Source organism: Nitrincola sp. (genome assembly GCF_048264025.1).
Classification (GTDB): domain Bacteria; phylum Pseudomonadota; class Gammaproteobacteria; order Pseudomonadales; family Balneatricaceae; genus Nitrincola.
This window is the reverse complement of sequence record NZ_JBLXDN010000054.1, coordinates 1-16,711: the sequence shown is the minus strand read 5'-3', so window position 1 is coordinate 16,711 and position 16,711 is coordinate 1. Positions and strand designations below refer to the sequence as shown.

Below are 16,711 nucleotides of genomic sequence, written 5' to 3'. Positions count from 1 at the left end.
CACAGCCAACGATGACAGATGAAGTAGGATCACTGGCTCAGGGACTTGGTATTGGCCGCTGACGCGGCCAATAAAAAACTAATGCCTATTGACAGGATAAAGGCTCATAGGTGTACACGACCCAAACAGTTTGCTTAGGTGGTGCTCATAATGAAGGTATTCATAAGTGAACTGGTAACCAGTTCTGTGTTGAGGATAGAGCTCCTCATGAGCTATTGGGTTTGCTCTTTAACATTAAAGGGGTAATGCTCACTGTTCAAGCCTAGTGACAGCATTTTTTGATAGAAAGCCAGTTCTAGAGGGTAAACGTTGTTCTTATTGAAGAAGCTGCTGTTAGGGAAGTCATGGGGATTTGAGGTGGCAAAGGCTGCATCTACAATGTTATCTCCCGAAATGAGGCGTTCGCAATATTTTCTAACGCTTTGAGCTAACTCATTGAACTCTAAACCTTCTCTGTAATTTAGCACATACCAGTTGCTATCTTCATGGTCGGAGTGAACCAGATCATTAAAATCTAGACCATGTACTTTGAATGTTCCACCGTTATCTATCTCCACATGAATGGAATACTGGCTTTCAGTGCATGTAATTATGAAGTTTTTCTTAACAAAATATATTGTGATTTCTTTTCATTTTAATGAGGCTTATCTTGTCAGAAGATTGATCAGACGATGTCAGCTGAAACAGTAACTTATTTATAGCTATGTCTAGCTGATCTAAGAGAAACATTATGCAAGTGAATATGCACGAAGCGAAATCCCAGCTTTCAAAGCTTGGGGAGAAGGCATGGGAGGGTGAAACGGTAGTCATTGCTAAAGCCGGTAAACCGTATCTGGACCTGGTGCCGCATCGTGAAAATATTACACCTCGCAAACCGGGGCGTTTAAAGGGGCAAATAATGTTTGCTGAAAACTTCGACAAGACACCTCTTGATGTTATCGCTGGATTTGAGGGCAAGTTGTGAAAAGATTGCTACTTGACCATTCCGTTTACCCGATGAGATCAGCTCAGATCGTAAGATCTTAACCTCTTTCCGGGCTTGCATAGAGATTTTACGTGTTTGTTTGTGATATCCCGGAAATTTGAACTTCGATATGATCACCATAAGGGATCAAGCTCGTCATGTGAAAATCTTTTTTAGCAATAAAAACGGAGAGATCGTTATGGAAACGCAAATCAAACGATGGGGCAATAGTGCCGCAATTCGCATCCCTTCTAAGATTCTTGCCGATGCCAACCTTGAGGTGGGTAGTCAAATCAACATCGTGGTCAAAGGCAATCGTATCGTCATTGAACCTATGGCTAAGGCATCAAAACACCTCAAGCTGCCCTTTACCGAGCAAGCTTTACTCAAGGGGTTGGATGCACGTACCGCCCATGCTGATAACGTTGCAGCATTACTGGTTACGGAATGGGTCGAGTAGATTGTAGGTTCTTCGTGAAGGGATTTCAGACGTCGTACAGGGTACGTGATCTTACGGTTTTCTTGTTAGTTCTTGCGTTTTCATGAGTATCGCAAAAGGACAAAATAAATTATTAATCCTTATTTTGTCCTTATCTTGTTTTCTAATATTTAATAAGTAATTGAATAATAAAATTAAGATTTATACGTCCGTCCAATCCATCATCGGCGCAACCGAAAAGCGCCGAGCCCTTGTAACCCGCGTGTTGTCAGGTGTTGTGGGCGTTTTTACTGTGTTTTCGGGTGTCTGGTTTTTGTTCATGTCTACGGGAGTCTGTGTCTTTTTTAAAAGCAGCCTAGCCTGCTGGGGGACATAGTATACAGTGGCAGCCGGTGTTTACGAAAACCGGATTTCTGAGATGAAAGCGGGTTATTTGTTCGTGCCCAGATACTCTACTAAAGAGTTCATACCCGTAGGTGTGTTAACGCACTTACCCAGGCCCAGCAAAATTTTATCTTATAGTACCTTGATGGTTTTACAAACTGACACTTCGCCGGGGCAGTATCACCAGCATAGGTACGCATGGAAACTACCGATTAGTCCATAAGTTTTTAAAAGTTATGTGTTAATTAAATGCAAAAGTTGAGGGTTCAACTATGAAAAAATTATTGCTGGGGGCTGTACTTATACTGGCATCATTTACCGCTTCGGCGGGAAGTGTATCCATCACTAATCCAACCATAATACAGGGAAGTGGTTTTATCACAGATGTCTCTACGGCTACTGGTGAATACATCTTCGGAGGGGCTTTCTTTGAAGCTGATGAAGCTGTCACTCTGTCCTGGGATTCCCAGTTGACAGGGTTTGCTCAAGGATTGGTTAATTTCAGCGTGTCTTCCTCGCTGGCTAACTGGACGCTGTCTGTCCTTGAGGGTGGAGTTGAAACCGTATTGACTAGCAACAATGCGGCTAACTCATCGGTTTTTGCGCCATTTACCAAGAATGGCGGCACTATATACAACCTAATCATAACCGGTACTGCGACCATCTCCAGCTTCTCTGTTGGTTTCACTTATCCGGTTGAGGTTACGCAAACGCCTCTGCCAGCGGCTGTATGGCTGTTTGGTTCCGTACTACTCGGTGGACTGACGCTACGTCGTCGTTTAAGCAAAACAAACAGGCAGGCTATTGTAGTCTAAGCAGGCTATTGTTCATGGTAAAATAACCGCGACATAAAACTCGCGGTTATTTTCATGGGGTCAGGTACCTTGAAGATTCACTCGGCTGATTTCAACCTGCGTCTAACCGCTCCACAATCATATACGTGTGTAATTCTGGGTGTTGATCAAATTCTAAGTGTCTGATGATACAACCTAAATCCATGAATAACTTCAGGAATCCATTAACACCTAACGATGAGTAGTAGACTTCAGGGCCCATAAAATCATCTACGTGGTCACCGGCATCAGTCGTACCACCAAATGAAAATATGAACACCCCGCCAGCATTCAAACTATTGATAATTTTGCTGATTACCTGTTGCTGCTGTGCCAGTGGAATATGCCAAATGCTGTCCCAGGCGGTGATAAAATCGTAATTTTCAGGCAGTTCGAATGTGCAGATATCGGCATGATAAAACTGAATGTCTGGATGGCGCTGTTTTGCCAGGCGAATCATTTCAGTCGATACATCGATACCCGACGGTTGGAAGCCATGCTCCTGCAATAGGTCGATAAAGCGGCCCGTGCAACCACAGCCGATATCCAGTGCCTTACCTGCGTTTTTAGTGAAAGTGATAGCTTTCTCATGCGGCTTGATCCCATTGTTCCGGTTAAAGCCTTCGCTTTCCCAGAGGTGGGTGATTTGATTATAAGCTTGTCCAATATCAGTGGGTTTCATAAATTAAGACTGTAAAATTTGTAAGTCAATCGGCTAATATTCAAATAGAGAGTGAATGGCATATACTACCAAACATCACATTCATGTCAGGGATGATTAAAGCATGTTATTGAATAAAATTGTATTTTTGGTTGCGCTGCTGGTGTCTACTGAAGCGCTATCCCAAATCTATCGGTGTACCGGCGAAAACGGCCAAAAAGTGTTTTCAAATTTGCCCTGTGGTCCGGATGCCCATCAAATACCCACACTGGACCTCACGCCTACCAGTGGCGGTACACTTGGTGTTCAACAGGGTCCAAGATCATTAAGCCCAAACCATACCAGACATACGGGGCGTCCGCTGGATAAACAGCTGATCACAACCCGATATCAGGATCTCAGAAGTATTGTTAATCGATTAGTGGGTAGTGATCAACCGGCACTTCGTGATCGTCTTAGAAACGAGATACAGCGCAATGAAGTACGGGCCTTGCGTGCTGAGGTGCTGCATCCAGACTGGAATGTGATTAACGGTCGCTATGACGAGAGGTTAGAGCGGATACAGCGTCAACATTTGGGGGATAATGTAAATTTGGCAAGGGCGTGGATCCAGCTGGAGGCTGAGCGAGATGCCGCATTATTTTTGTTAGCCCCTTGAACTCTCCGCTTGCCTAAGGCCTGATTCGATCAAGCCTTAGCCAGATTCTGTGGTTTTCCTTGCGCAAATGCCACGACGTTTTCAAAAGCAATTTTGAAATAAAGCTCATAACTGCCTTTTTCAACATAGCCCAGATGAGGGCTACAAAGCACATTGGCTAAGGATAGTAAGGGCTCATTTGCGGTGGTGGCCGGTTCAATCGAGAATACATCCAAGGCTGCTTGTTTGGTTGGATTGGCTTGCATCTCGATATACAAAGCGTTGGTTTCAACCAGCTCAGCCCGACTGGTATTCACAAATAATGAGTCTGGCTTCATCAACGATAAATCCGCTTGAGTTACACAACCTTTAGTCACTTCATTTAATCTCAGATGAAGTGACACTATGTCAGAATCAGCAAAAAACTCGCGCTTCGAGCCAGCCGCCATAAATCCATGCGCTTCAGCCAGCTTTCTTGATGAGTCACTTCCCCAAACAAGAACCGACATACCAAAAGCTTTGGCATACTGGGCGATGCGTTGGCCAATCTTTCCGTAACCCCAGATACCTAGAGTTAATCCGTTTAATGTTCGACCTAATCCAAGCCCACCCGATTGTTGCCACTGGGAAAGCGAAAGATTTGATACGTACTCAGGAATATGTCGTGAAGCAGCCATGATTAAAGCCCAGCAAAGTTCTGCTGGGGCAATGGCAGAGCCAATACCCTCCGCGACAGAAACTCCGTACTGATGGCATACCTCCAGGTTTAAGTGATTGCTGATTTTTCCAGTCTGACTGATGAGTTTGAGATTGGGGAGCTTTGATAGCAGCTCTTCTGTGATCTGGGTACGTTCACGAATTAACACCACTGCATCAAAATCTGCAAGCTTAAGCGCTAACTCATTGGCATCTATGTAGGTTTCATTAAAAACATGTACATCATGGTCACTAAGAATACTGAAACAGTCCAGTGTCTTCACAACATCTTGATAATCATCTAAAACTGCAACTTTCACAAAACGCTCCTTGGGGTTATAGCGCTAGGCTTCTGTTAGCGCTTCAGCACCTGTCTAGTAATTCTCTTGAGTGTAAGTGTGTTGGCACACTGTTTAGATCACCGCAGAATTCTATCTTATAGCACCTTGTTGGTTATACAAACTGGCACTTCTCCAGAACAGTATCACCATCAAAGGTATACATGAGAACTAACGGCTAGCCCACAAGCCTTTAGATTTCATGAGTGTATTTAAATGCAAAAGTTGAGGATTCAACTATGAAAAAATTTTTACTGGGCGCTATGCTGATGCTGGCATCATTTACTGCTTCGGCAGGAAGTGTGTCCATCACAAATCCAACTTCGGCGGGAAGCGGAGTCCTCTCACTGGTCACTGTCCCTTCCGTTCAATACACCTTTGGCAGTGAGTTTGCCGCTGGTGAATCAGTTGCACTGTCCTGGGATACTCAATTAACAGGCGCCTCTTTGGGTTTGGTTGATTTCAGTGTGGCTAGCACACTGGTTAATTGTGTCTCTGTCTATCTTTGATGGTTTGAATGAAACTGTGCTGACTAGTGGTAATCCAGCTAATGTACGGGTTTCTTCGCTGTTTAGCATGACAGGTGATACTGTGTATAACCTTCTCATGACCGGAACTTCAGCTATCTCCAGCTTCGCTGTTGGTTTCTCCTATCCACCCGATGTTTCTGAAGTACCCCTGCCTGCGGCTGTATGGCTGTTTGGTTCCGTACTGTTCGGTGGGCTTGCATTGCGTCGTCGCACAAGAAAAGCAAACATGCAGGCTGTAGCAGCCTAAGCAGGTTATTGATCGAAAAGGGCTTTGTTGGAGGCTGTGTGAAAACAGCCTGAGAGCCTAGCAAAATAACCGCGATATAATACTCGCGGTTATTTTTTATGACGTTAATCCCTCTGGTATAAAGACTCAATTGAAACCGATTCTAGTGTGTTGGTGTTTATCATATAGCCAGCCAGAGCCCCCGAAACTTAATCTGGCCCGATCTTTAATGAGTTGCACACTGGCCGTACCTAGTTCATGGCTGCGTCAGGGCAGGATCGCCTGCACCTGTTTTGTTTGCAGCATCCTCTGGTTGTTTGAGTGCCTTGGTAGCCTGCGCTATCAGTTACTCGCTGTAGGGCGAACGACGATATCGCTGGTATCAACATCTTCGGGTTGGTTAATGACATGCGCGATGGCCGAGGCAATTGCGTCCGGTTTGAGGGCAATCTGACGGTAAATATCGATGATCTTGGCTGTTTCGGTATCGGTGATGGTATTAGCCAGTTCTGATTCCACCACACCAGGGTAAACACAGGTTACACGAATTTTGTCGGTTTCCTGGCGTAAGCCATCGGAAATGGCGCGCACTGCATATTTGGTAGCACAATAAACCGCCGCGGTTGGCACCACGCTTAATCCTCCGATGGAGGAGATATTAATCACCTGGCCGCGCTCCTGAGCCTGCATGGTCGGCAGAACAGCGGCAATCCCATTAAGTACACCGCGAATGTTGACATCAATCATGCGGTTCCATTCATCGACTTTGAGCGCCGCCAAAGGTGATAGTGGCATCACACCCGCATTGTTGATGATCACATCAATACGGCCGTGAATCTGTAGAGCAAAATTCGCGAAGTCCTGCATGTCCTTAAGGTCGGTAACATCCAGCGCCTGATAATCCACCGTGCCGCCTTCTGCACGAATGGCGTCGGTCAAGGTTTTCAGTCTGTCGGTACGACGTGCACCAATGATCAAACTGTGCCCCTGGCTGGCTAACCAGCGCGCAGTCGTTTCGCCGATACCACTGCTGGCACCGGTCAATAAAATAACTTTTGGGGAGTGGGTTGTTGAAGTTGTCATGTGCTAATCCTTCTGTTGGTGAGTACCCGGAGAAGATTAGCCAGTAATGGCAAGTGGCAATAGCGACGTTCCTATTGCGTGTTTGCCTAATCCTATTTGATGGTTGATAGTGCGTGTTAGTTTATAGGTAAAAGCATGTATATTACTCTCATGCCTGCATAGCTTGTATTAGCGACTCTTGGCTATTTTAATTTATTTTCAAAGTCTGGGGAGGTTACTCGTATGACGTTGGATAGCAATGTTTCGGTACATGACAAGGTACATGACAAGATAGTCAAACGCTTATATCAGCTTGCGCCACACCAGGGTTATACGCAGTCTCAACTGGAGGGTGTGCGCTTTATGCGTTCAAACCGTCCGCTTACAAACACCCCGGTTCTTTACGAGCCAGGTATCGTTATTATTTGCCAGGGCCGTAAACGGGGTTACTTAGGTGATGAGGTTTATGTTTATGATGCCCAGCATTATCTTGTGCTCTCTGTTCCCTTGCCCTTTACCTCGGAAACGGAAGCCAGTGAGGAAGAGCCCATGCTGGGCATCGCTATCAGTCTTGATGCGGTGATCATTGCTGAGTTGGTGATGCTGCTGGAAGCCTCCGGTGGTGCCAAATTAGCGCCGCCGCGCGGTATGCTTTCTACCCCGCTGTGCGAAACCCTGGCCGATGCAACCTTACGTTTGCTGGATGCCCTGGCGACGCCTGCAGAAGCACGCATACTGGCGCCGTCGATTGTACGGGAGATTTTTTATCGGGTGCTGGTGGGAGAGCAGGGTGGCAGTGTTCGCTCAGCACTTAACCATTATGGACAATTTGGTAAAATCGCCAAGGCGTTACGCCATATCCATGTGAACTACGCTGATGCTCTGGAAGTCGGGAGCCTGGCGAGTGAGGCGGGAATGAGTGCTCCCGCCTTTCATGTACACTTCAAAGCGGTAACCCAAACCTCGCCTATCCAGTATATTAAATCGACACGTTTACACCATGCCCGTCTGTTGATGATACGTAATGGGCTGACCGCCGCTGCAGCGGCAGGTCGCGTTGGGTATGAGAGTCCGTCTCAGTTCAGCCGGGAGTTCAAGCGCTTTTTCGGACGCACCCCTTCAGAGGAGGTGCGCACCATGAAGGCCAGCTTTGATTTGTTACCACCGACTCAGCTAGCCGATATCGCTGTGTCTCACTGATCTTCGGCTTCTTGCTGTTGTCGACTCAATTCAAAGTATGCTTCTTGCTTATTATTAATAGCTAACTCTATAAACCTGCGGATTGTATTAGCCTGTGAATCTATTGAATCTTCCTCTGGAAGATAAGGCAAGGTCATTTGTAGCGCATATTCAAAAACACTTAGCCCTGCTATATCTTTAAGGGTAGGGTCTGCACCTGCAGCCAGCAAAGTTTCAACAGCGCTAATGCCATTGAATAGCAACGCGTCGGATAGCGGTGTTCTACCATACATATCTTGCATATTAACATCTGCACCGTTCTCAATTAACAGGGAAAGGATTTCAGGGCAGCCAGGCATATCAGAGACTGTTAAGTCTCCCAGCAGATTAACTCTATTGCTGGTAGATGATATTTGTTCAAGATCTAACGTTGCACCAGCCGATAACAGCTGCTTGGCCTGCTCAGGTCTACACTCAAGCCAACCATTAGGGGTTCTATTTGCGTTGTTTGAAAAATAAATAGGCGTTCTTGGTATTTCTCCAGGAAATAAGGCATTTACATCAGCACCGGCTGCAATCAGTGTATTCAACTGCTCTGGGGTGCCAAACATAACGACTTCAAATATAAGTGGATATTCTAGTGTTTCCGATTTATGTGGAACTACATAGCTATAGTTCGCATCAGCTAAAGGCAATTCATGATCAGTGTGATAATTTATTACGGCTTGAATTTCATCCGCTTTTTGTTGTTTGAACGCTTCATATTCCAACTGAAATTTTTGGTGTTTATCATGCTCGGCAACCCGCGGCTCAGAAAACACAGAGCCACTAAAGATGGTGCTTACGAACCCTAGCACAACAAAAGGGTGGTAAAAACGCTTCATTTTAATTCCTTTTATAGATTTTTAATCCTATTCCATAGGCTTGTAAATTCACAACTGTCATGTGCTGCTACTCAAAAATCCACTTTATTACGCAGTGACTTGGTTTTACCGCGCTGGGTTTTGTTATCCACACGGCGGCGCTGTGAACCTTTGGTGGGTCGGGTGGCACGGCGTAACTTGACCGGTTTGATGGCCTGCTGAATCAGTTCCTTCAGCCGCTGCAGGGCATCTTCCTTATTCATTTCCAGGGTACGAAAGCGCTGGGCTTTGATCACTATGACCCCATCCTGGGTGATCCGCTGATCGGAATAGCTCAGCAGACGCTCCTTATAGAAGGGCAGTAATGACGAACGCTGGATATCAAAGCGCAAATGCACGGCAGATGAGACCTTGTTAACGTTTTGCCCACCCGCACCCTGAGCACGAATCGGTTGAAACTCGATCTCCCAGTCTGCCAACTGAGTGTTTTCGGTGATTTCTAGCAAAAGAGCCTCTTGGTTAATATTGGGTTTGTCGCTTACTCAAGTGTAATTGTCCTCGTCAGTTGAAGCTACTAATAGACTCAAATACTCATCCGGCGGCATGGGGCGGTAGAGGTAGTATCCCTGGCCCGAGTGACAACCCCAGGATTTGAGTAGATCGAGTTGCTCTTGTGTTTCTATGCCTTCAGCGGTGGCATGCGTGTGCAGATCCCTACTCAGGTGGATCAGGCTACGGCACAGTGTCTGGTGGGTTTCATTGCTGGTCAGATCGGAGACAAACTGCCGGTCGATCTTGATCTCTTCAGGAGCCAGGCGATTGATATTCTGCATCGAGCTGTAGCCGGCACCGAAATCATCAATAGACAGGCTGAAACCGGCCGACCTAAGCAGGCTGGCATTGTCTACAGCAAGGTCTCTATCGCTGATGACGGCGGTTTCAGTAATTTCCAGCACAAGACTTCGGGGTGAAATGCCATATTCGCGGCACAACTCGATCAACCCGGAAGCAAAGTTCTGTTGCAGCAGGTCACGGGCTGAAATATTGATGGCGAGCGTGGTGCCATTGCTTATCGCTTTACTCATCTCAGCCACCAGCATCAATTGCTTATGTTGATGCAGCTGTAGATCCTGCTGGTATTGATTCCAGAGATGATTGGAACGCCAGTTAGCTCGGGCAGCCAGTTGTGCATGTTGATAGAGTGTTGTCATATCCAAATCATTTAAACTACCTGACGCGACGCCGATGGAGAAAAGTTGCTGGAACTCTATCTGCTCCAGGTGGATGGTTCGATGTAGGACTGGTTCGAGGTGCTCAATGACCTCTTGCGGACTAGTGGTCTGATGACAAAGAAATATCAGAATCCCCTGATCCATATCGATGAGCCTGGCCTGGCTGAGATTGGGGAGGTGATGCCTTATAACGCAGGGCTCAGATTCAAGCGCCTGATTGACCCGCTTGGCAAGGATCGCTGTGGCTTTCACTGCGCTGCCTGGGCCAACCGCTTCGCTAAGTTCAGTAATGCCTGACAGCTGGATCAACACCAGATGGACCGACAGATTCGGTAACGCCTCCTGGTGGTGCAGATGGTTGAGAAAGTAGTTGCGATTGGGTAAACCCGAGTCAGGATTGGTCATCAATTGTTGATTTTTTTCGGTTTCTAAATGCTGAGCTCGCTGTGTCAGACTGAATGAAAAGCACAGTAGTTCAATGACCGTACTGATAAGCAAAGCATGCTCGGTGAAACTGTTGAATGGTAGCTGGTTGCGAAATACCATCGCGCCGATTGCAGCACCGACAATGAAAAAAGACCAAGCAACCAGATACAAGCCTGCCGGGGTGAAACCACGACGTAGAATAGTGATTCCCCAGTATAAACTGAGAATTGAAACCACTCCCTGCAGGATGGAAAAAGGAGTAGCGTAATAGTTTTCAGGTATGACCAGGCTGATCAGTACCGCCGTGGCGAAGGCCAGATCTGCTAGGCGGCGATAACGCCACCAACGGGGCAAACGGGTGCGTATCTGCAGGAACTGCAGACTGAAGTGGAAAATGCTCCAGGCCGATAGTGTGTAAAGGGTCAAGATGATTGACGCCAGGAATTGATTGAACGCCATCGACCACAACCAGGGCCCGAATCCCTGACTCACGCCTAGACTGAGAAATACAATCAGATGAAACAGAATATAAAAGCCATAGGCCGGGTGGCGAAAGAGTAGAAAGGTGACCGTATTATGGAGCAGTAATATCAACAGAGCGCCCGCCGCCGCTGCCCAGATCTTGAAGCTGAGCTCGGTCTGCCGGTCAAATTGCTGTGGACTCATTATGCGTAGCGGAAGCAGTAAGGGCCCGTCACTGGCTTTTCTGATCAGCACCAGGCTTTCGGTGTCGGGGGGCAGATCGATAGGAAACCAAATGCTGGCGTAGGGCGCCTCTGGAGTCCATCTCTGGGTATCTCCACGCACCCAGTGACGTATTATCTGACCATCCTGAATCAGATAGAAATCCAACTCATCAATCATGATGTTGCTAAGACGCAGAATCAGTTTGGTGGGTGCCTGTACCGGCGAAAACTCGATTTTGTGCCAGTAAGCCTCGGCGGAGATGTCGCTGGATTGTCGAAAGTGAAGGTTGCTGAAATTTAGCGTATCAAGTGCTTGCTCGGGTGTGAGACGCTCAGCACCTTCAACCGCTGTGAGCAGCGGTTCAGTGATGTAATCAGGTGAACCAGTGAAATCCGCGGGTACAGTGTAAGCTCCGGCATGGGCGGATAACAGCAACAACAATATACCAGCGTGAATAAATAGGCGCAGAGCTAACTTCCCATGCAGGCGTTTGCGACAGAGGGTCCAGTACTGAGTATAGTGCTTTTTTGGTTTATCGTTTGACTAGGCGTTCTACCAGATAACCTAGGCATAGCCAAACCCCAAGCCAAAAGATAATGACCATGACAATACCAAGTCCAGATGGACTGGACCAACCCCAGCTACCTGAACTTTGAAACACAGGCAACCCAAGACATGCCTTGTGCTCACTAATCCTGTCAGGCAGCCTGAACTTAGCAAACTCACTCACTTGTATGTATATCATATCTGACATGTAGTGTATTCCATGAGCCCAAAGGACAAGCCATGAGTCCCGCATAGCAAAAATGGAGGCTGGAGATCCGAGTGTTTCCATAGATCTGATCATGAAGTCACTTTTAGCACTTGGCGCTTCTCCCAACGATGTCGCCAAAGCAATAGCTTCAGGTTCGTCCCACGCTGCATAAGCCAGGCATTAAGTTATATGTATCCTGCGCCAATCCTGGCAGGTCATCCGATACAGCCGCACTGGCCGACCATGAAATTCGCGAATTGTGTAATCATGGAAACCTGCTTTCTCGGATACTCTAACTGACGCCACATGCTCTGGTTCGATGATGGCAACTACCGATTCACAGTGTTTTTGCTCGAACGCATAATCAGTAACAGCATTGACAGCTTCGGTCGCGAAACCTTGATTCCAAAATCTTCGTCCTAACCGATAGCCCAGATTAAATTCCTCAACATTCCCGACTAATTCAGGGCTGACGCCACAGAAACCAACCAGGTCACCTGAGCTTTTCTCCAACAACGCCCAGGGGCCGATTCCATGCGATGAGTAACAGGCTCTACACCAGTCAATAAACTCGCTGGTGGCTTTCTCGTCACAGACCCCGCGAACTGAATACTTCATAACCTCGGGATCACTCAAAATCTCGGTGAGGGCCGGTAGGTCCTCATGGCCGAGTTGTCTTGCAGTGAGCCTTTCTGTTTCAAATAGTTGCACTGAGTTTTTCCTTATAGATAGCTCATTCCGGCTCTTCGGCTCAAAAGGTATCAATATACAACGCTTCAACCTTATCTCTGGCCCATTGCGTTCGGCGCAAAAACTTCAGCGATGACTTAATGGATGGCTCGTTGTGAAAACAGTTGATGTTGATCTGCGCATATAAAGCATCCCAGCCGTAATGCTCCACCAGGCGGGTGAGTATTTTTTCCAGATTTAATCCATGTAAAGGATTGTTGGGTTGTTCTTGGCTCATTGATTTTTCCTGTTGCTGCAAGGGTAGGGATGATCACTGGAATGAAGTTTGAAATAATATTTTGATGGAGCCTAAATAATGTCCATGTTTAAGGTACATACAACATCCAGAATAATGACAAGTTTATCCGATTTTCCTTGCAAAAGTGTAGTGGTAGATAAAACAAAATAACCTCATTGCTTATATTCAATGTGTTAATTTATGGTTATTATATATAGCGTTACCTTATTATTGGGCCTGGCTAATAATTAACTATTAAAGATTATCTAATTTAGATAAGTTGTATTAATAAATGGATAAAATTTTAATACTTAATGTAAGTTTTTTGCTTTTTGATATATTTCTACTAGATTAAACTCTTACAGAGATATTGGTGTTACAGAAAAATTAATGCTCCATTAGACTATTGAATCACCCCATTCTAGTGCCTCCTTGATTGATGCCGAATCTCTGGTAATCCAGCAGGAGAAGTATATGAGAGTTAAAACCCTTAACTACTTGCTACTATTCGTAGCAATTTTATTCACGCCATGGGTGACTACGGCTGCTAATGATGCCACCGCACAGTACACCCCTGATGTGACCTTTACCTTACGAACTGCAATCGCCGATGGCCGTTTGGTCTATATTGGCCAGGGCGGTGAGATTGATGGCAAGGTCAACCCCACGCTGAATGTTAAATCGGGTGCGATGGTGCAGATCAATTTGATTAATGGTGACGGTGCTCTGCATGATATCGTTGCGCCGGATTTCAACAACGCCAAATCAGATCAGGTGTCAGGGCAGGGATCAAGTACGGTACTTGCGTTTCGTGCTGACAAGGATGGTGAGTTTGCTTATTGGTGTTCGGTGCCTGGTCACCGACCTGCAGGCATGGAAGGGCTGATAGTTGTCGGAGAGGGGAGAGTAGCGCCCGATATTGATGCCGAGGATTTGACGCTGTCACCAATGGATCTGCCTGATCCCATCGGAGATCGTGGCCCTACAACCCTGGAGTACACGCTGGAAACTATGGAAAAAGTTGGCAAACTTGATAATGGTAGCAGCTATAAGTTCTGGACGTTTGGCGGTACTGTGCCCGGGCCTTTTCTGCGCGTGCGTGAAGGTGATACCGTCACGATCAACCTGAAAAATCCCGAAAGCTCCACGATGATCCATTCGGTGGATTTTCATGCTGTAACCGGACCCGGTGGTGGTGCTGCTGTAACCCAGGCGGCTCCGGGTCAGACCGAAAGCTTCACCTTTAAAGCATTGCAACCGGGGCTCTATGTCTATCACTGCGCAACACCAATGGTGGCGCACCATATTACCAACGGTATGTACGGGATGATTCTGGTCGAACCCGAGGGTGGCCTTGATCCGGTAGACAAGGAATTCTATGTCATGCAGGGTGAGCTATATACTACAGAGGATTTTGGTACCAGAGGTGAGCTGTCCTTCTCAATCGATAAATTGCTTGATGAGGATTTCGAGTACATGATCTTTAATGGCTCGGTAAACTCACTCAAGAGCATTCACAACATGACTGCACAGGTAGGGGAAACGGTACGGATTTTCTTCGGTGTCGGTGGGCCGAATGCGACCTCCTCCTTCCATGTGATAGGGGAGATCTTTGATCGTGTCTATCACGAAGGTGCCCTGACCGATCCGCCACTTCACAATGTGCAGACAACCACAGTTGCACCCGGTGGTTCCACCATGGTCGAGTTCCAGGTCGACTACCCAGGCCGCTACATCCTGGTCGATCATGCTCTGTCACGGGCTGAACGCGGATTGGCGGGTTTCCTGACTGTCGAAGGCGAGGCTGATAGCAGTGTCTTTGACGCACACGGTAAGGATATCGGCGACCACTGATTTTTCAGGGTAAGTTAGCTATCGGTAACAACAACCCCCTTGGTCTTCGGATCAGGGGGCTTTTCAAAATCAGCTTGGCTGGTATCCTGCTGCGCATAATAAAAAAATATACTAGCTGAGTGGTACGTTAAGCCGATTTGCTCTTGTGTTCATCTTTTATCAGTTACAACCAGCGGGTTAGTGCTTGAATTCGAACAGATTACCCATCCTTATCTCTCAATGTGCGTAACCACACAAAACCAAACTACCTTATCGTCTATAGTAAAAAGCCAGTTAGTTCGTAGGCACTCTATAGCCTGGTGTCTTACCGCTAGCATCAATTATATGTAACTCAATATATGAGTGAAGCTTATGCTGTTATTTTCGATTCTAGTGGCGTTGACGGGGCTGGCGCTGACGGCGGGTGGTGTCTACCTGCTCAGTCTTGGCGGCAGCCTCTATTATCTGCTGGCCGGCGTTGTGTTGCTGTTCAATGCCTGGCTGGGCTTTAAACGCCATGCGCTGTCCCGCCCGTTATTTGCATTGTTTCTGGTGGTCACTCTGATCTGGTCCTTGTGGGAGTCTGGCTATGACTGGTGGGCGTTGGCACCGCGTATGGGCTTGTTTATGTTGCTGGCCATCCCGTTGTTGTTTTCCAACGTGGCGGACAGGGGCGGGCGCAAAGTACTGTTTCCTGTCTGGCTCGTGCTGGGGGTGATACTACTGGGCAGCATATGGGCCAAGCCGCATGAATTCTCAGGCACTCTCGATATGCAGGTGGACAGTGAGTCACCGAACCTGGGGGAAGCGCCTGAAGCCAGCTGGTATGCCTATGGGCGAACCAACATGGGGCAGCGCTATTCGCCGTTGGATCAGATCACACCCCAGAATGTCGGGCAGTTGGAAGAGGTCTGGCAGTATCGCACCGGGGATATGAAGCGCCCTGACGATATTGGTGAAACCACCTATCAGGCGACGCCACTTAAAATCGGCGACACGCTGTATCTGTGTACACCACACAACTGGCTGGTGGCCTTGGATGCCGACCTAGGCACCAAGCGCTGGGTCTATGATGCCCAGGTGCCGATGGAAAGCCAGCGTCAGCATCAGACCTGTCGCGGTGTGTCGTATCTGCCACCGGCATCAGGAGAGGTTCCCTCCGCTGAGAGGCTGGATGTGGCTGCCGAAACCCAGGCCGCAGTGCAGTGTGATGCCACCCTTTATATGCCGACCTCTGACGCCCGTCTGATTGCCATTGATCCAGCCACCGGCGCACGCTGCGCTGACTTTGGTGAAAACGGTGAACTCGATCTGATCCATAATATGCCGTTCAAGCAAGCCGGTTTCTATTACTCCACGTCGCCACCCGTAGTAGCTAATGGTTTGGTCATCGTGGCGGGTTCAGTGAACGATAACTACGACAAAAACTCACCGTCGGGTGTCATTCGTGCCTATGACGCTAAAACCGCTGAGCTGGTGTGGAACTGGGATTCCGGCAACCCTGAGGATACCGCACCGATCGGACCGGATCAGGTCTATACGCCCAGCTCGCCCAACAGTTGGGCCATAGCCAGTGCCGATGAATACCTGGGGCTGATTTATTTCCCGATGGGCAACCGGACACCCGATCAGCTTGGCTGGTATCGTACTGAGCATGATGAAAAATATGCCAGCTCCGTGGTGGCGCTGAGTCTGGATACCGGTCAGGTGGTCTGGGTGCAACAGTTTGTGCACCATGACCTGTGGGATATGGATACACCGGCCCAGCCATCGCTGATTGATCTGGATACCGCAAGCGGCTTGCAACCGGCACTCGTCGTACCGACCAAGCAGGGCGATGTGTATGTGCTGAATCGTCAGACCGGTGAGCCGATCTTCGCGATAGATGAACTACCGGCTCCACAGGGAACCGTTGAGTTGGATGTAAGCGCCAAAGAATCAGCACCTACAATTTAGAATGTAACCGCTTCAAACTAACTCCATCAAATTCAATGTATGGA

General features: G+C 47.5%; 18 protein-coding genes. 9 read left to right on the top strand and 9 right to left on the bottom strand.

Annotated elements, in window-relative coordinates:
- Positions 1-212 precede the first annotated feature (212 nt).
- Positions 213-557, bottom strand: a complete 345-nt coding sequence (locus ACN0R1_RS19995; RefSeq protein WP_417585944.1) for a hypothetical protein — start codon at positions 555-557, stop codon at positions 213-215.
- A 173-nt stretch (positions 558-730) separates the two neighbouring features.
- Between ACN0R1_RS19995 and ACN0R1_RS19990 the strand changes: the two genes are divergently transcribed.
- From ACN0R1_RS19990 to ACN0R1_RS19980, 3 genes are all read left to right on the top strand, one after another.
- Positions 731-964, top strand: a complete 234-nt coding sequence (locus ACN0R1_RS19990) for a type II toxin-antitoxin system Phd/YefM family antitoxin (protein WP_417585943.1) — start codon at positions 731-733, stop codon at positions 962-964.
- 199 nt (positions 965-1,163) lie between these two features.
- Positions 1,164-1,424 (top strand): AbrB/MazE/SpoVT family DNA-binding domain-containing protein, encoded by a 261-nt coding sequence (locus tag ACN0R1_RS19985; protein ID WP_417585942.1) that lies wholly within the window; start codon positions 1,164-1,166, stop codon positions 1,422-1,424.
- Positions 1,425-2,059: 635 nt separating this feature from the next.
- Positions 2,060-2,602: a hypothetical protein gene (locus ACN0R1_RS19980; RefSeq protein ID WP_417585941.1), complete on the top strand. Its 543-nt coding sequence runs from the start codon at positions 2,060-2,062 to the stop codon at positions 2,600-2,602.
- Positions 2,603-2,693: 91 nt separating this feature from the next.
- Here ACN0R1_RS19980 and ACN0R1_RS19975 read toward each other — a convergent pair whose 3' ends face one another.
- Positions 2,694-3,302, bottom strand: a complete 609-nt coding sequence (locus ACN0R1_RS19975; protein ID WP_417585940.1) for a class I SAM-dependent methyltransferase — start codon at positions 3,300-3,302, stop codon at positions 2,694-2,696.
- 103 nt (positions 3,303-3,405) lie between these two features.
- Between ACN0R1_RS19975 and ACN0R1_RS19970 the strand changes: the two genes are divergently transcribed.
- Entirely contained in the window at positions 3,406-3,939 is a 534-nt protein-coding gene (locus tag ACN0R1_RS19970; protein WP_417585939.1) for a DUF4124 domain-containing protein, read from the top strand.
- A 29-nt stretch (positions 3,940-3,968) separates the two neighbouring features.
- Here ACN0R1_RS19970 and ACN0R1_RS19965 read toward each other — a convergent pair whose 3' ends face one another.
- The gene (locus tag ACN0R1_RS19965; protein ID WP_417585938.1) at positions 3,969-4,934 is read right to left on the bottom strand and encodes a D-2-hydroxyacid dehydrogenase family protein; all 966 of its coding nucleotides are present in this window, start codon (positions 4,932-4,934) and stop codon (positions 3,969-3,971) included.
- A gap of 257 nt (positions 4,935-5,191) precedes the next feature.
- Between ACN0R1_RS19965 and ACN0R1_RS19960 the strand changes: the two genes are divergently transcribed.
- Complete coding sequence (locus ACN0R1_RS19960) at positions 5,192-5,461, top strand: hypothetical protein (RefSeq protein ID WP_417585937.1); 270 nt, start codon at positions 5,192-5,194, stop codon at positions 5,459-5,461.
- The gene (locus ACN0R1_RS19955; protein WP_417585936.1) at positions 5,442-5,729 is read left to right on the top strand and encodes a hypothetical protein; all 288 of its coding nucleotides are present in this window, start codon (positions 5,442-5,444) and stop codon (positions 5,727-5,729) included. Before ACN0R1_RS19960 ends, ACN0R1_RS19955 begins: the two co-directional genes overlap by 20 nt.
- Before the next feature lie 321 nt (positions 5,730-6,050).
- On the opposite strand, the gene ACN0R1_RS19950 is transcribed toward ACN0R1_RS19955, so the two are convergent.
- A complete protein-coding gene (locus tag ACN0R1_RS19950) occupies positions 6,051-6,791 on the bottom strand; it encodes an SDR family oxidoreductase (RefSeq protein ID WP_417585935.1) in 741 nt (246 codons plus the stop codon).
- Positions 6,792-7,013: 222 nt separating this feature from the next.
- Between ACN0R1_RS19950 and ACN0R1_RS19945 the strand changes: the two genes are divergently transcribed.
- On the top strand, positions 7,014-7,970 hold the full coding sequence (locus ACN0R1_RS19945) for an AraC family transcriptional regulator N-terminal domain-containing protein (RefSeq protein ID WP_417585934.1): 957 nt from the start codon (positions 7,014-7,016) through the stop codon (positions 7,968-7,970).
- Here the strand turns inward: ACN0R1_RS19945 and ACN0R1_RS19940 are convergent.
- The 5 genes from ACN0R1_RS19940 to ACN0R1_RS19920 all read right to left on the bottom strand — a co-directional run bounded on the left by ACN0R1_RS19940 (position 7,964) and on the right by ACN0R1_RS19920 (position 12,878).
- Positions 7,964-8,833, bottom strand: a complete 870-nt coding sequence (locus ACN0R1_RS19940; protein ID WP_417585933.1) for an ankyrin repeat domain-containing protein — start codon at positions 8,831-8,833, stop codon at positions 7,964-7,966. The two genes, ACN0R1_RS19945 and ACN0R1_RS19940, sit on opposite strands and share 7 nt — an antisense overlap.
- Positions 8,834-8,904: 71 nt before the next feature.
- On the bottom strand, positions 8,905-9,318 hold the full coding sequence (arfB, locus tag ACN0R1_RS19935; protein WP_151055781.1) for an alternative ribosome rescue aminoacyl-tRNA hydrolase ArfB: 414 nt from the start codon (positions 9,316-9,318) through the stop codon (positions 8,905-8,907).
- Between the two features lie 36 nt (positions 9,319-9,354).
- Positions 9,355-11,595, bottom strand: a complete 2,241-nt coding sequence (locus ACN0R1_RS19930; RefSeq protein WP_417585932.1) for an EAL domain-containing protein — start codon at positions 11,593-11,595, stop codon at positions 9,355-9,357.
- Positions 11,596-12,091: 496 nt separating this feature from the next.
- A complete protein-coding gene (locus ACN0R1_RS19925; RefSeq protein ID WP_417585931.1) occupies positions 12,092-12,622 on the bottom strand; it encodes a GNAT family N-acetyltransferase in 531 nt (176 codons plus the stop codon).
- 40 nt (positions 12,623-12,662) lie between these two features.
- A complete protein-coding gene (locus ACN0R1_RS19920) occupies positions 12,663-12,878 on the bottom strand; it encodes a VF530 family DNA-binding protein (RefSeq protein WP_417585930.1) in 216 nt (71 codons plus the stop codon).
- A 474-nt stretch (positions 12,879-13,352) separates the two neighbouring features.
- Here ACN0R1_RS19920 and nirK point away from each other — a divergent pair, with 474 nt between their 5' ends.
- Both nirK and ACN0R1_RS19910 read left to right on the top strand, forming a co-directional pair.
- The gene (nirK, locus tag ACN0R1_RS19915; protein ID WP_417585929.1) at positions 13,353-14,732 is read left to right on the top strand and encodes a copper-containing nitrite reductase; all 1,380 of its coding nucleotides are present in this window, start codon (positions 13,353-13,355) and stop codon (positions 14,730-14,732) included.
- Positions 14,733-15,083: 351 nt separating this feature from the next.
- Positions 15,084-16,667 carry a hypothetical protein gene (locus ACN0R1_RS19910; RefSeq protein WP_417585928.1) on the top strand — a complete coding sequence of 528 codons (1,584 nt, stop codon included), beginning with the start codon at positions 15,084-15,086 and terminating at the stop codon, positions 16,665-16,667.
- Positions 16,668-16,711 lie beyond the last annotated feature (44 nt).

Coding starts and splice junctions, on each gene's coding strand:
- nirK (WP_417585929.1), top strand. CDS start 13,353: ATGAGAGTTAAAACCCTTAACTACTTGCTACTATTCGTAGCAATTTTA.
- ACN0R1_RS19960 (WP_417585937.1), top strand. CDS start 5,192: ATGAAAAAATTTTTACTGGGCGCTATGCTGATGCTGGCATCATTTACT.
- ACN0R1_RS19985 (WP_417585942.1), top strand. CDS start 1,164: ATGGAAACGCAAATCAAACGATGGGGCAATAGTGCCGCAATTCGCATC.
- ACN0R1_RS19990 (WP_417585943.1), top strand. CDS start 731: ATGCAAGTGAATATGCACGAAGCGAAATCCCAGCTTTCAAAGCTTGGG.
- ACN0R1_RS19970 (WP_417585939.1), top strand. CDS start 3,406: ATGTTATTGAATAAAATTGTATTTTTGGTTGCGCTGCTGGTGTCTACT.
- ACN0R1_RS19950 (WP_417585935.1), bottom strand. CDS start 6,791: ATGACAACTTCAACAACCCACTCCCCAAAAGTTATTTTATTGACCGGT.
- ACN0R1_RS19945 (WP_417585934.1), top strand. CDS start 7,014: ATGACGTTGGATAGCAATGTTTCGGTACATGACAAGGTACATGACAAG.
- ACN0R1_RS19920 (WP_417585930.1), bottom strand. CDS start 12,878: ATGAGCCAAGAACAACCCAACAATCCTTTACATGGATTAAATCTGGAA.
- ACN0R1_RS19980 (WP_417585941.1), top strand. CDS start 2,060: ATGAAAAAATTATTGCTGGGGGCTGTACTTATACTGGCATCATTTACC.
- ACN0R1_RS19910 (WP_417585928.1), top strand. CDS start 15,084: ATGCTGTTATTTTCGATTCTAGTGGCGTTGACGGGGCTGGCGCTGACG.
- ACN0R1_RS19975 (WP_417585940.1), bottom strand. CDS start 3,302: ATGAAACCCACTGATATTGGACAAGCTTATAATCAAATCACCCACCTC.
- ACN0R1_RS19940 (WP_417585933.1), bottom strand. CDS start 8,833: ATGAAGCGTTTTTACCACCCTTTTGTTGTGCTAGGGTTCGTAAGCACC.